Raw genomic sequence first — 14,959 nt, 5'->3', positions numbered from 1 at the left:
GCCCTTCAGTTGACTGATTTTACAAAGCTTAAAACTTTTTTGAACGAAATTTGGCAAAAAGTCATTCTGTTATCAATACTTAGTGAAGTATTACACCCTTCCAAGGACTCATTATGAATCTTCACAGTATCAGAGTTAAAAGCAGCTTACCTATGCTTATTCTGGCTTTTACTTTATTGATAGTCGTTTCCATGTTCAGTTATTTATCTGGCTTGCAAAAAAACGCTTTGGCAGTGCAGGCGGAAAATTTCCTGCAAGCTATTTCTGTGGTGTTAAATGCCGATCGCGATTTATATCAGGCTAAACTGGCTTCCACTATGCACTTAAGTAAACAGGGCGATAGCGCCACGCTTGAAGCTGAAGTCGAAGAAAATGCCCAGCAGGTGAAACAGCGTTTTAACGAGTATTTGCAGTTATTAAAAGATTATCCGGACATCAAGCAGCAGTTTATTGGTTTTGAACAGGATTATCAGCAGTGGTATCAAAGTGCTATAGCCTTAGTGAATGCCAGTAAAACCGGCAGCGCAGGAGCTGATTTAATAGCGGAAGAACAAAACCAGTTTACCGCTTTACGTACCGTATTGGACCAAGCGGGCGAGGCGGCGCTGAATAAATCTGTTAGTGAACAACATGATTTGACTGCAGAGATCAGTTTTTTTCAAAATACGACTTACACCGTCACCGCTATTATACTGCTGATAGCTGGCTGGTTTAGCTACAGCGTACCTAAGTCACTGACCACCCAAATTAATACACTGACAGCTCGTTTATCTGAAATTGCTTCAGGTGACGGTGATTTAACTGCGCGGCTTGATACCAACTCGCAGGATGAGTTTGCCGCTTTAGCTGGGCAGTTTAATGGTTTTGTTGCTAATTTATGCCAGCTGATTGCCTCAGTTCTGCAGCAAGCCGCACAGCTGAGCAAACTAACGCAGGTGTTGTCTGAATCTGCGATTAAAACCAATGATATTACCCGTTCGTTGAATGTGGCGTCCGATTCTATTGTCAGTGCTGTGCATGAGATGACACTGGCAAATAAAGAAATGGCTCAGGTAGCCACTGATTCCGCTCATGAAGCAGACGAAGCAAAGATCAGCGCAGAACGTGGTTTGGTGGTGGTAAACAGCGTCACTCAAAGTATGGCGAGTTTAACCAAAGACGTAGACAAGGCTTTAGCCTGCTCAGGTGAATTGGAAAACAGCTCTGAAAATATAGCCTCAGTGCTGGATGTGATACGAGGTATTGCCGAACAAACCAATCTGCTGGCTTTAAATGCTGCAATTGAAGCAGCCCGCGCTGGTGAACAAGGCCGTGGTTTTGCTGTGGTGGCGGATGAAGTTCGTACTTTAGCCTCAAGAACTCAGCAAAGTACTAACCATATTCAGGAAATGATCCAGGCCCTGCAAAGCCGCGTCAATGAAGCCGCCACTGCGATCAGTAGTGGTAAAACCAATGCAGATTTAACCGTCAGCAGTTTTTCTCAGGCAGAACAAGTGTTCCGTGAGTTACAACAATCCTCTATCAAAGTGAATGATATGGCTACCCAAACTGCGGCCGCTACAGAAGAGCAAGCTGTGGTATCTGAGGAAATTACCAAGAACCTGTATGCGCTGCATGATCAGGCCAGTGCTGCGGGAGATATAGCCAAAGACAATGATCGTTTGTCGAATGAAATCCGTCTGCTATCTGATACCTTATTTGGTTTAGTAGGTAAATTCAAAATCAGTTAGCAGAATGTAAAAAGTTGGGATTGCCAAAGGGTGCGTTTTTGCATAAGCTGCGTGCCCTTTTTAATTTTTGCCACTTGTGGCTGGCTTTACCGAACCTCATGATCATTTATGTGATGAGGGTTGATGTAATAGGTAGGTAAGTATGTCAAAGGCAGTAATTTTAGTAATGGATAGCTTTGGGATTGGCAGTGCGCCTGATGCTGGTAAGTTCGGTGACGTCGGTGCCAATACTTTTGCCAGTATCAGTAAAGCATTTTTTCAGGCCAAAGGCCGCCAGTTGCAGTTGCCTAACCTGGCCAGTTTAGGTTTGGTCAAAGCAGGTTTTGCTGCCAGCGGTGAAATGGCATTAGTCGAAGACAGTCCAGCTCTGCTTGGCAGCTACGGTTATGCCCGTGAATTATCCAGTGGTAAAGATACGCCAAGCGGTCACTGGGAAATTGCTGGTGTGCCTGTATTGTTCGACTGGGGATATTTCCACGACAAACAAAACAGCTTTCCTGCTGAACTGGTTGACGAGTTAGTGCGCCGCACTGGTGTGCCAGGTATATTGGGCAACTGCCATGCTTCAGGCACTGATATTCTGGTCAAGTTGGGTGACGAGCATATTAAAACCGGTAAACCTATTTGTTATACCTCGGCTGACAGCGTATTTCAGGTGGCGGCTCATGAAGAACATTTTGGTTTGGAAAAGCTTTTACAGTTCTGTGAAATCGCCCGTGAGCTTCTGGACAGTTACAATATTGGCCGTGTGATTGCCCGTCCTTTTCTTGGCACTGATACCAGTAACTATGCCCGCACTGGTAACAGAAAAGATTATTCAGTATTACCTCCTGCACCAACAGTGCTCGATACCCTGACTCAGTCTGGTGGCACTGTGGTCAGCATTGGTAAAATTGCCGATATATATGCGCATCAGGGCATCAGCAAAGCAGTCAAAGCCAATGGCTTAGCTGCTTTGGTGGATACAACTTTAGCTGAGATGGCGATAGCGCCAGAGCGTAGTTTGGTCTTTACCAATTTGGTCGACTTTGATCAGAACTACGGTCATCGCCGCGATCCTATAGGTTATGGTGAAGCGCTGGAGTATTTCGACAGCCGCTTGCCGGAAATTATGGCTGCACTGGATGAAGATGCCGTGCTGCTGTTAACAGCTGATCATGGTTGTGACCCTACTTGGGTTGGTACTGAACACACCCGCGAATATGTACCAGTACTATTCTATGGCAAAAATCGTGTTGCCAAAGATTTAGGCGAAAGAGCAAGTTTCGCTGATATGGGCCAAACCATGGCCGAGTATTTTGATTTAGCGGCCATGCCTTATGGCCAGTCCTTTTTAGCTTCTTAATTTAGAGTAACTCATGGCAACTCCTCATATTAACGCGCCAGAAGGCGCTTTTGCAGAAACCGTATTAATGCCTGGCGACCCGCTGCGCGCTAAACATATTGCCGACACCTTTTTGCAGGATGTTGAGTGTGTGAACACAGTACGTAATATGTTTGGTTATACCGGTACTTATCAGGGCAAAAAAGTCAGCGTGTTAGGTTCAGGCATGGGTATTCCTTCCATGTCGATTTATGCCACTGAACTGGTGAAGTTTTATGGTGTAAAAAACATTATCCGTATTGGCTCCTGTGGCGGTTTACCGTTGGACGTGAAAGTGCGTGATGTAGTGATAGCTATGGGCGCAAGCACAGATTCTAATGTGAACCGTAACCGTTTAGGTGGTGGCCTGGATTTTGCTGCTTTAGCAGATTACGGTTTGCTGGAGCGTGCTGTTGCAGCAGCCCGGGCTAAAAACATTGATGTGAAAGTAGGTAACTTATTTACCTCAGATTTATTCTACAACCCGGATCCAACTTTGTTTGATCGTCTGGAGAAATACGGTGTATTAGGTGTTGAAATGGAAGCTGCTGGTTTATACGGCGTAGCTGCAGAGTTTGGCATTAAAGCGCTGGCGATTATGACGGTTAGCGACCATATCCGTACTGGCGAAGCATTAAGTGCTGAATTGCGTCAAACCTCGTTTAACGAGATGGTTGAAATTGCGCTGGCTCTGGTTTAAGGAACTGTTATGTCACTGACCACCAACAAAATGTTTTATGTGTCATGGGAAGCCTTTCACAGAGCAACGAAAGAGTTAGCTAAAGGTTTATTAAACCGCGATTTTGACAGCATAGTTGCGGTCAGCCGTGGCGGTTTGGTGCCTGCTGCTATTCTGGCGCGTGAGCTGGATATTCGTGTGGTGGACAGCATTTGTGTCTCCAGTTACGACTATGATCAACAACGTGAATTAAAGGTATTGAAAGATGCCTCTTTAGCCGACAGCCCACGTTTACTGATAGTGGACGATTTGGTCGATACAGGCGAAACAGCAAAAGCGCTGCGGGAACATTTTCCTACCGCTTGTTTTGTCACTGTGTATGCCAAACCTCAGGGCAAACCGCTGGTTGATCACTATGTGACTGACATAGAGCAGGACACCTGGATCCAACTGCCATGGGATATGGAACTTGCTTACAGTGTGCCACTGGCTGAGCAGAAATCTTAAGTGATGTACTAAGCAAAAAAACGGAGCTGTTAAGCTCCGTTTTTTTATCTGTGTATTATTTAGTTAGTTTAAGCTTTATCCACACCAAACGATGATCTGAACTTGCTGACCTGTCAGCCACTAATTCATAAAATGGCTGACCAGTTGCTGGCCAGAACACGCCGCTGGACATTACTTTAAAACCTGCTTTGGAAGGCAACACATAATCTGCTCTCATTCGCCAGCCCGCAGTGTGAGTCGCACCATAAGGACTGTCAGGGCTATGCATTTTGCCGCCCGCACTTTGAGGCGTAAAACTGCTGTTTACTCTCGGGTGCATCAGTAAATTACCAATACCTTCTTTATAAGCATTTCCTTCTACAGGGGATGAGTTTAAATCCCCCAACACCACAAAACGCTTATCTTCGCCCAAGCCACCTTTTTGCCCTCTGTCATCATAGATATACCCCGCTTTTTCAGGGCTCAGATAGTCAGTCCAAAATCGTACTTCGTCATGGTTACGTTTGCCATTTCGGTCTTCCTCTCCGTCAAACACAGGCGGAGTAGGGTGACTGATCAGCAAATGCACAGCTTTCTTATTAATAAGTACAGGTACATCCCAATGCGATTTTGATGACAGTGGCATTAATTGCCAGGCATCCGGACTATACCAGGGAGAGCCATCAGCTTTCGTCGTTTGCAAAGCACCCGGCATATCTTTCCACTTAAATTGCTGGAAGGTTCTGACCTTACTGGTATTAATAGGATACTTCGACAATAGCATCATGCCGTACTGACCCGGATACTGACCAAACCCCCAGGCATCAGCACCTTTGTTCGTTAGTTGGCCGTCGTTATCCAAATCAAAACCGCTGGGTTGACCTGTGTTGACCGTGCTGTAATAGAAATAGGGGTAATCAATAGTTTTACCATCAGCGCTTTGGGCTTTATTTAGATAATTGCGGATAAACAGTTGCACCCCTGCAGCAGAGTCTTCGATGTAATCAAACTCGTTCAGCAGCAGGATATCAGGCTGTATTTGCTGAATGATGGCCGCTACATTTTTAATTTGTGGATGCTTTCCCTCTGCGAGCAGAGTACTCAAAACCTGTGGGCTTCCTGCAACACCTTTCGCCAGATAGTTTTCGGATTCCATGCTGACATTAAATGTGGCGAACGTCAGTGTTTGCTCTTTAGCCATAGCTATTCCGCTGAGTGATAAAAAAGATGTAACTAAAATAGATGAAAAAATATAATTCATAAGAGACAGGCCAGTTAAATAGTTTCGCAAGCATATCCTGAATCCACGTTAAAACCCAGTTTCCGCGTTGATTTTGCTCGCAAACAAGTTGTTCTGCTTTGAGTTGAAGATGGAGTTGATTAAGTGCAGCAAATGTACGATTTTTAAAGTTGATATGTTACACTTGCGTGACAAATCGGACCTGACAGCCAAAGTTGGTATAAGTTCAACGGCGATCTGGTTCGATGTAAGAAAAACGTAATAAAACTTCGTTATAGTTGTCGCCCAAATTGGAAGCAGGAAGTTTTCAGCTTGGCTGAAACAAAATAATTTACAACTACCAGGTGAAAAACGATATGAAACTTAAACATTTAGCTTTAGCTGTTGCTTTCGCTCTCGGCGCAAGTAACGCTGCAATGGCGAACACCTCGTCCGCTATGCGTGGGATGATTACAACTCCTGCTGGTGCTCCAGCTGTTGGTACAAAAGTGACTGTTATCCATGTGCCTACGGGTTCTAAAACAGTTGTTACAGCTAATGCTGGCGGTGTGTTTAATGCGACAGGTCTGCGAGTTGGCGGTCCTTATCAGATTTTGGTTGATTCTGATACTTATTCAGACGAGACGATCAATGACGTTTTTTTAACGCTGAATGAAACTTCGAACATTAATGTGAGTTTGCAAGCTGACACCGGTGTTGAGAGAATTGCTGTAACGGGATCTAGAATTTCTGCACTGAACCTTGATGCCAGAGGCCCGAGTTCAATTTTTACTGCTGCAGATATTCAGAATACTCCGACTATAGACCGTGATATTAAAAGTGTTGTAGAGCAAGACCCGCGTATTACTATTGATGCTTCAAACGCAAACGCTATTCAGTGTGCTGGCGGACATAACAGATCAAACAGCCTGACTGTTGACGGTCTGGAAATGAATGACAACTTTGGTTTAAATTCAAATGGTTACCCAACAGAACGTCTTCCTTTTCCTTTTGACGCTATTGATCAAGTTGCGGTTGAATTAGCTCCATTTGATGTAACTTATGGTAATTTCAGCGGTTGTGCTATCAACGCTGTAACTAAGTCCGGTACTAATGAGATCTCTGGTAACGTTTTTGTAGATTATAAAAATGATTCTATGCAGGGTGACAGCATCGACGGCAGAGACATTAATGTAGCTCCATTCAGCGAAAAACGTTACGGCTTTACTTTGGGTATGCCATTACTTGAAGATGAATTGTTCTTTTTCGCCGCTTATGAGAAACACAATCCGAGTACAGTTTTCAGTTGGGGTCCTACAGGTTCTGGCTTCCCTTCAGAGATCGAAGGTTTAGATTTGGCTACTATACAGCAAGTTGCTGATATAGCTCAGAGTCGTTATGGTTATACGGTTGCTCCATTGGAGACTCAAACCAATAACAACGAAGAAAAAGTTCTGTTAAAACTTGACTGGCAGATCAATAACGATCATCGCGCTTTCCTGACCTACCAAAACACTACTGGTGATACTACTGCAACGACAGACAGTGGTTCAACTCAGTTTGCCTTTAATGATCACTTCTACACAAGAGCTAACGAGCTGACGTCTTATTCCACTCAGTTTTTCTCAGATTGGACGGAAGCTTTCTCTACAAGTGTTCGAGTCTCTTACCAGGAAGTTATAAATGGTCAAGATCCTAGAACAGGACAAGGCAATTTTGGTCATTTCCAGATCAATAATGTCAATGGCAACCGAATTCACTTTGGACCAGACCAGTTCCGCCACGCGAACGAGTTGGCTTATGATACTTTCAACTTAAATGCTCAAGGTAAATACTTCTACGAAGACCACGAAATCACTGGTGGTTTCGAGTATAAGACCGTCAGTATATTTAATATGTTTGTACCGCAATCCAAAGGCTATTTTCAGTTTAATTCACTAGCAGATTTTGAAGCTGGTATTGCATCCAGTATTGGTTACAGCAACGCAGCTTCTCTGAATCCTGCTGATGCTGCAGCTGAATTTAAACTGCCATCTTATGCACTGTTTATTCAGGATCAATTTAGCCTGACTGATGATCTGTCAGTGACTTTGGGTTTACGTTGGGATCGTTGGACAGCTGATTCGCGTCCAAACTCAAATGCAAATTTCGCTACCCGTTATGGTTTCGACAACGCTCAAAAGCTTGATCTGGATTTATTCCAGCCGCGTTTAGGTGTGAATTACATCGTTGATGACACCATGGTTGTTTATGGTGGTATTGGTCTGTTTTCTGGTGGTAACCCGAATGTTTGGATATCTAACATTTATTCGAATGACGGTGTTGCAGCATTAGCTTCCAGTACAGCGGCCTTACCAGCTGATATTCGTACTGCTGCATTAAACGCAGCGAATACGCCTAACTTTGGTTCTGAAGTTCCTGACATTCTGAAATCCCCAACTTATTTGCGTGGCGGTGATGGTAACGTAGCGTCTCTTGACCCTAACTTTAAGGCTCCAGCAAACTGGAAATTTAACGTTGGTACGCAAAAAGAGTTGACGGAAGATTTGGTCATAGGCGCGGACTTGATCCTTTCTAAAGAGAAAGACCCGCTGAAGACTGTTGATTTGCGTTTACAATCTAACGGTACTGCACCTGATGGTCGCCCTATTTATCGCAATTGTGTTGTGAATGTGGCTGATATCTCTGGTGCATGTGTATCACGTAACAACTGGGATTTATTGCTGACAAACTCTGATGAGTCAGGTTTAAGTAAAATAGCTAGTACTTTTGTTGATTGGACTATAGCTGAGGGCTTAAAAGCACGTTTTAGTTATGCTTATCAGTCAACGGAAGAAACTCATCCAATGACTAGTACAACAGCGAACTCTAACTATGATCGTTTGGTAACTGATGATCCGTTAAATCCAACGCCAGCGCCTTCAAACTATGAGACGCCAAATCGTTTCACTCTTAACTTAAACTATTCTGCAAACTTGATTGATGGTTACCCAACCAATTTCAACGTGTTTGCTCAACGTACAGAGGGTCGTGCGTATAGCTATACCTTCATCGGTGACCCAGGTTTTGGCGATGCTTTAGGTCGTTCTCGTGACCGTAACCTGCTTTATGTTCCAACGGCTAACGACAGTAAAGTTGTTTATGGCGCAGATTTTGATTTGGATGCGTTTAACAGTTTTATTGCTGATAACGGTCTGGAAGGTAATCGTGGTGGAATTGCTCCTCGTAACGGTTCCAACTCAGATTGGTGGACTCGTGTTGACTTAAAAGTGACACAAGAGATCCCTGCGTTCAGCGAAGAGCACCAAGGCTTGTTGTACTTCAGCATCATGAACGTTGGCAACTTGCTGAATGATGAGTGGGGTTCACGTCGTCAAATTGGTTTCCACTATCAACAGGCTGTAGTTGCAGCAACTATGAATGATGATGGTCAATATGTGTACGAGACTTTCCGTGCTCCACGTGATCAAAGTGTCTTAGACAGCAGTTCAGTGTGGTCGATGGTACTTGGTTTAGAATATAAGTTCTGATTATTGTTCTGAAATGAAAAAATGCCGGTGTAATACCGGCATTTTTTATTTAATCCAAAGCTAAAATCCGCGATAATGCGCTAAGTTAAGTTTTGAAATAGAAGTGACACTGTGCCAAAAAGTACCATTATTGCTATTGCCGGCGCCTCGGCCTCTGGTAAAAGTTTGTTTGCATCTACTGTTTATCAGGAACTTGTCGCTGAACTGGGTGGTGAGCGTATTGCTGTATTGGCTGAAGATGCCTATTATCGGGACCAAGCGCATCTGTCTTTTGATCAACGTACGTTGACTAATTACGACCATCCTGCCGCTTTTGAGCATGAGTTACTGGCTTCACATCTACAGCAGTTAAAAGACGGTCAATCTGTGTCTATGCCACAGTATTGTTATAAAACTCATACTCGCAAATCAGAAACCATTACTGTGCATCCGGCCAAAGTAGTGCTGGTAGAAGGTATTTTATTACTGACCGATGATAAATTACGTCAGCAATTTAATATTACCGTTTTTATGGATACGCCTTTGGATGTCTGTTTATTGCGTCGTATTAAACGCGATATGGAAGACAGAGGTCGTAGTTTAGGTTCTATTACAGAACAATACGAAAACTATGTGCGCCCAGCATTTTTTGAGTTTATTAACCCATCCAAACAATACGCCGATTTAGTGGTGACTCGTGGTGGCAAAAACGAAATTGCCATCGACATAATCAAAACAAAAATTCGCCAGTTGTTGCAGGAATAACCTTCCTGAATGTACGCAGTAACGACAATCAAAGTGCAGTTTTGGTTGTCGCTTTCATCCATCTTCCTCATGCAACATTTGCTTTGCAAGCTTTTCAATTCTGTTATAATCGCGCGGCAAAACGTCAAGTTTAGACAACCCCTGAACAGCAACTACAAGTGTTTGAAGCCGGCTACGGTGGTTAACACTCCCGCTCGGAAACTGTAACTACTTGATCTTTTGATGCTATTCTAGGATTTGGCATCACAAGAACAAAAAATCTGCGCCTTGCTTGGCCAGACCCTATATCCAAGGAATAACTATGATGAGTTTGGTTGGCATTCTTGCCATCTTAGTAACTGCGTATTTAGCTTCTGCTAACAGAAGTCGCATCAAATGGCGCACTGTCGTAGGTGCTTTTGCGATCCAATTGGCAATAGGCGCTTTTGTGCTTTATGTGCCTTTTGGTAAAGACGTGCTGTTAAGCATTTCAGCCTTTGTTGGCAATATTATCTCTTACGCTCAGGCCGGTATCATCTTCTTATTTGGTGATGCGGGCGCGCAGAAATATGGCTTTGTATTTGCCATTCATGTGCTGACGGTTATTATCTTTTTCTCCTCTTTGATAGCTGTGCTGTACCACATAGGTGTGATGCGTATCATCATTACTGTGTTAGGTGGTGGTTTGCAAAAACTGCTTGGCACCAGTCGTCCTGAGTCTATGAGTGCTGCAGCTAATATCTTTGTTGGCCAAACAGAAGCTCCGCTGGTTGTTCGACCTTTTATTCCCACTATGACCCGCTCAGAATTATTTGCGGTGATGGTAGGGGGCTTGTCTTCAGTGGCAGGTTCTGTGCTGGCAGGTTATGCCGGTATGGGAATTGAATTGAAATACCTGATTGCCGCCAGCTTTATGGCCGCCCCTGGTGGCTTATTGATGGCAAAACTGTTGTTACCAGAAACTGAAGCGCCAAAAAATGATTTAACTGACATTGGTATGATGGAACAAAATACCAACGTGATTGACGCTGCAGCTTCAGGTGCTGCCAGTGGTTTGCAACTGGCATTAAACGTTGGCGCTATGTTGTTGGCTTTTGTCGGTTTGATTGCATTAGTGAACGGTTTAATTGGCTGGGTAGGCACTTTAGTTGGATTTGAAGGCTTAACTCTGCAACTGATCTTCGGCTATATTTTCCAACCACTGGCATTCATCTTAGGTGTTTCATGGGAAGAAGCCCGTTTGGCAGGTAGCTTTATCGGCCAGAAATTGGTGATTAATGAGTTTGTGGCTTACCTGGACTTTATCCAGTATGTCAAAGCCGGACAGTTGAGTGAACATACACAAATTATCGTCACTATAGCGTTATGTGGTTTTGCAAATTTCTCATCGATTGCCATTTTGTTAGGTGGCTTAGGAGTGATGGCTCCGAATCGTCGGTCAGATATTGCAGAGCTGGGTTTAAAAGCTCTATTAGCTGCTACTCTGGCTAACCTGATGAGTGCGGCAATAGCAGGCTTTTTCTTTTCGTTAAGTTAAATAGGTTATAACTATGACTCAACAACAAGTCCCTACGTTGGACATCAGACGGTTTGCCACCGACAAAGCTAGCTTTGTTGCCGAGATTGGCAAGGCCTATACTGAGTTTGGTTTCTGTGGCATTAGCGGCCACGGTATCCCGGATGACGTTGTGGACAATACCTACAAAGCAATCAAGAAATTTTTTGCTTTACCGACTGAAGTAAAACAAAAATACTATGTGCCTGGCCAAGGCGGCGCACGTGGTTATACGGGGTTTGGTGTTGAAAAAGCCAAAGACAGTAATCATCCGGATTTAAAAGAATTCTTCCACGTTGGCCGTGAGTTATCAGGCCCGGCGCCACACCCAAGTTTGTATCCAAACCTGTGGCCGTCTGAAGTGGCAGAATTTAAAGAGGCAACTTACGGCTTGTACTCTGCGCTGGAAAACTTAGGCAATACGGTACTGGAAGCTTTGGCTTTATTCTTAAAGCAGGATCAGGCGTATTTTGCCGACAAAGTGAATTACGGCAATTCGATTTTACGTCCTATTCATTATCCGCCAATTAAGGATACCTCGACTCAGTCTATTCGTGCTGGCCAGCATGAAGATATCAATCTGATCACTTTATTGGTTGGCTCACACGAATCAGGTCTGGAAATTTTGCGTCGTGATGGTAGCTGGTTACCTGTCACTACTATTGAAGGCACTATAGTAGTGAATATCGGTGATATGTTGCAGCGCTTGACGAATCACTTGTTGCCGTCGACCACTCACAGAGTTGTCAATCCGGCGGGTGCTGCGGCAGGTCAGCCTCGTTACTCTATTCCGTTTTTTATGCACCCGAATCCAGACTATGTCATCGAAACTTTGGATAGTTGTATCAGTGCTGATCAGCCAAACCGTTACCCTGAACCTATTAACTCAAACGACTACCTGATGCAGCGTTTGGAAGAAATTGGTTTAATAAAAAAAGCTAAGTACTGATGGCGTCCTGCTAACTTAATAATAAAAGGCGAACTCTGGTTCGCCTTTTATTTTTGTGATGCGCTAAAGCCTGGTCTTTGATGTAAAAGCCAACACTTTGCTGAATATTTCAGCAGTGACGGTGAAAACAACTGAAAATTTGCATCAGACAGTTGACGATTGCCCACTTGACGCATAACATGCACGCCGTCAACGACGCTTTGCGCCGCGGTGGTGGAATTGGTAGACACACTAGCTTCAGGTGTTAGCGCTTCACGGCGTGGGGGTTCGAGTCCCCCCCCCGGCACCAAAACTTCGTTGACAGAGACAAATTGAGTTGCCGCGGTGGTGGAATTGGTAGACACACTAGCTTCAGGTGTTAGCGCTTCACGGCGTGGGGGTTCGAGTCCCCCCCCCGGCACCAACTCTCTTTCTTCATGTTATTCTTCTGTTTTACTTCCTTATGTATTCTGAAAAATCACACTTCCTTTATTGTTAAGTTACTAACTAAATATTCTTGTTCGTTTTGCCCTTGCTTGCTATTTCCTATCTTCAGCCTATTCTTTACAAAACAAACAGATACGTCTTGTAAAGGTTGGGGCATGTTAAAGAATTTGAGTATTAAAACCCGTCTTTTTGCCATAGTTGGCGTGGCCGTTCTTGGTCAAATCCTGGTGTGCTGGTTAGTCCTTTCTGGTTTAAAGCAAAGTATTCTGGAAGAGAAACGCCTCTCTACTCTTTATTTGTCTCAGGTTGCAGTTGCTTTGGTTAATAACTATCACAGTAAAGTAGGCAGCGGAGAATTAGACGAAGCCAAAGCTAAACAACTGGCGTTAGCCGAACTGAAATCCCTTCGCTATAAAGAGAACGACTATTACTTTGTTATCGATCAGCAGGTGACTATGCTAATGCATCCATTCAGGCCTGACCTGGATGGTAAAGATGTTGCGAGTTTTAAAGATAAACAAGGCGAACCTTTGTTTCAGAATATGGCCGATGGTGTGGCGGATGATGGTTCACATTCAGTGTTCTATAACTGGCCTAAACCTGGTGCAACTGAAGAAGTGCCCAAAATCACCCATGTGGAGTTGTTTAAACCCTGGGGCTGGATAGTAGGGACCGGTATTTATATAGATGATGTGGAGGCCTCTTTTTATGAGGTTGTGATGCAACTTGCCATTTTGGTGTTTCTGGTTGTGGGCTTGATGTTGGCATTAAGCTGGTATGTGACACGCTCAGTAGTTAAACCCATGACAGATGTTGTTGCTGCTATGCAGGACATAGCTTCTGGCGATGGCGATCTGACGGTCAAACTTAGTTATGACGGCAAAGATGAATTAGCAGCACTGGCTACAGCATTTAACCTTTTTGTCGGCAAAATCCGCCAGTTGATTACTTCAGTAGGTGTCACCGCTTCTGATGTCAGTGAAAGTGCATTGGATGTTGCTCGAATTTCGCAACAAATCTCCAAAGAGAGTGTGCAGCAACAACAAGAAACCGATATGGTTGCTACTGCTATTACAGAAATGAGTTCGGCTATAGCTGAAGTGGCACAAAGCGCAGAACAAGCCAATCATGAAACTGGTCAGGTTGAAAGCTTGGTTCAGCAGGGCATGAAGCTGATGAAAGCATCAGTAGAGAGTATTCATACCCAAAGCCAGACCATAGAACAAAGCTCGGTAGTTGCCTCGTCTTTATATAGCTCGTCACAAAATATCAGCCATGTATTGAACATCATTAATAAGCTGGCAGATCAAACTAACTTACTTGCTCTCAATGCGGCCATAGAAGCAGCGAGGGCAGGTGAACATGGCCGAGGCTTTTCAGTGGTCGCTGATGAAGTTCGCACCCTCGCACATCAAACGCAAAAATCAACTCAGGAAATCTCCGGTATTATTGCAGAGTTGCAACAAGGCACTCAGCAAATGACCGCTGCTGTGCAGGAAAGTAAAACTGCAGCAGAACTTAATATCAATCTGGCATCTCAGGTTCAGCAAGCGTTGACGGATATTGCCAATTCGATAGCACAGATTTCCGATATGAATGCGCATATAGCTACTGCAGCAGAACAACAAAGTGCAGTGGCAGGCGAAGTGGATCAGAACGTGCATACCATTAGCCAGTTGGTGCATCAGACCGCCGGAGCTATTAAAGGCAGCGATCAGTCGACTCAGCGTTTAACTCAACTAAGCAAGGATTTAAAAGATCTGGTGAAGCAATTTAAGGTGCAATAACAGCTTTTTCTTTGGTAAGCGTTATTTCTGTTAATAAAACGGGCAAAAAAGACTCTTTTTTGCCCGTTTTGCTTTATTTCTGAGCGAACGATCACGGATATCATCAAATTGTCATTTTAGGGGTTGTGCAGGATTAAAAACTCCCTATAATGCGCGCCATGCCAACGGGGTGATGCGAAAGCAGCTCTGGGGTGGTTTTGAGATGAAGTGAAAAATGATGCAAAACATCGCTTGACACGGAGTTGAAAATCACTAAAATGGCCGCCTCGCAGCGCGGTGGAGTCGAAAGGCTCAAAAGTGAAGCGAAGCTGCTAAGGCAGTAAGTCGAAGGTGAGTTTGATAAATAAATTCAAATCGCTGGCTTGACACAAATTCTGGGAAGTGTAAGATACGCCTCCCGCTGAACAAGGTAATAACCGGTTCAGCACTGCTCTTTAACAATAAGCAATCAATCATCTGTGTGGGCACTCACGGTTTAGATTCTGCAGCGAGCAATCGCACAAAGAATATAT

10 protein-coding genes and 2 tRNA genes are annotated in these 14,959 nt (G+C 44.1%); 11 read left to right on the top strand and 1 reads right to left on the bottom strand.

Annotation, left to right across the window (positions count from 1 at the left end):
* Positions 1-113 precede the first annotated feature (113 nt).
* From P3C17_RS04900 to gpt, 4 genes are all read left to right on the top strand, one after another.
* Positions 114-1,730 carry a methyl-accepting chemotaxis protein gene (locus tag P3C17_RS04900; RefSeq protein ID WP_300928373.1) on the top strand — a complete coding sequence of 539 codons (1,617 nt, stop codon included), beginning with the start codon at positions 114-116 and terminating at the stop codon, positions 1,728-1,730.
* A gap of 142 nt (positions 1,731-1,872) precedes the next feature.
* The gene (locus P3C17_RS04895; protein ID WP_300928372.1) at positions 1,873-3,075 is read left to right on the top strand and encodes a phosphopentomutase; all 1,203 of its coding nucleotides are present in this window, start codon (positions 1,873-1,875) and stop codon (positions 3,073-3,075) included.
* A 13-nt stretch (positions 3,076-3,088) separates the two neighbouring features.
* Entirely contained in the window at positions 3,089-3,793 is a 705-nt protein-coding gene (gene deoD / locus P3C17_RS04890) for a purine-nucleoside phosphorylase (RefSeq protein ID WP_008899616.1), read from the top strand.
* A gap of 9 nt (positions 3,794-3,802) precedes the next feature.
* Positions 3,803-4,279: a xanthine phosphoribosyltransferase gene (gene gpt / locus P3C17_RS04885; RefSeq protein ID WP_127025495.1), complete on the top strand. Its 477-nt coding sequence runs from the start codon at positions 3,803-3,805 to the stop codon at positions 4,277-4,279.
* Positions 4,280-4,334: 55 nt separating this feature from the next.
* Here the strand turns inward: gpt and P3C17_RS04880 are convergent, their stop codons facing one another.
* Positions 4,335-5,459, bottom strand: a complete 1,125-nt coding sequence (locus tag P3C17_RS04880; protein WP_300928371.1) for an endonuclease/exonuclease/phosphatase family protein — start codon at positions 5,457-5,459, stop codon at positions 4,335-4,337.
* Positions 5,460-5,854: 395 nt separating this feature from the next.
* On the opposite strand from P3C17_RS04880, the gene P3C17_RS04875 reads away from it, so the two are divergent.
* From P3C17_RS04875 to P3C17_RS04845, 7 genes are all read left to right on the top strand, one after another.
* The gene (locus P3C17_RS04875; RefSeq protein ID WP_300928370.1) at positions 5,855-9,007 is read left to right on the top strand and encodes a TonB-dependent receptor; all 3,153 of its coding nucleotides are present in this window, start codon (positions 5,855-5,857) and stop codon (positions 9,005-9,007) included.
* A gap of 111 nt (positions 9,008-9,118) precedes the next feature.
* A complete protein-coding gene (gene udk / locus P3C17_RS04870; protein WP_300928369.1) occupies positions 9,119-9,751 on the top strand; it encodes a uridine kinase in 633 nt (210 codons plus the stop codon).
* 301 nt (positions 9,752-10,052) lie between these two features.
* Complete coding sequence (locus P3C17_RS04865) at positions 10,053-11,267, top strand: NupC/NupG family nucleoside CNT transporter (protein ID WP_233081401.1); 1,215 nt, start codon at positions 10,053-10,055, stop codon at positions 11,265-11,267.
* A gap of 13 nt (positions 11,268-11,280) precedes the next feature.
* Positions 11,281-12,234: a 2-oxoglutarate and iron-dependent oxygenase domain-containing protein gene (locus P3C17_RS04860; protein ID WP_300928368.1), complete on the top strand. Its 954-nt coding sequence runs from the start codon at positions 11,281-11,283 to the stop codon at positions 12,232-12,234.
* Between the two features lie 204 nt (positions 12,235-12,438).
* A tRNA-Leu gene (locus P3C17_RS04855) sits at positions 12,439-12,523 on the top strand.
* Positions 12,524-12,552: 29 nt separating this feature from the next.
* Positions 12,553-12,637 (top strand) — tRNA-Leu (locus P3C17_RS04850).
* Between the two features lie 178 nt (positions 12,638-12,815).
* Positions 12,816-14,447, top strand: a complete 1,632-nt coding sequence (locus P3C17_RS04845) for a methyl-accepting chemotaxis protein (protein ID WP_300928367.1) — start codon at positions 12,816-12,818, stop codon at positions 14,445-14,447.
* Positions 14,448-14,959: the final 512 nt, after the last annotated feature.

It is taken from the genome of Rheinheimera sp. 1928-s (assembly GCF_029269265.1).
In the GTDB taxonomy this organism is placed as follows: Bacteria; Pseudomonadota; Gammaproteobacteria; order Enterobacterales; family Alteromonadaceae; genus Pararheinheimera.
This window is presented reverse-complemented; position numbering and strand designations above follow the sequence as displayed.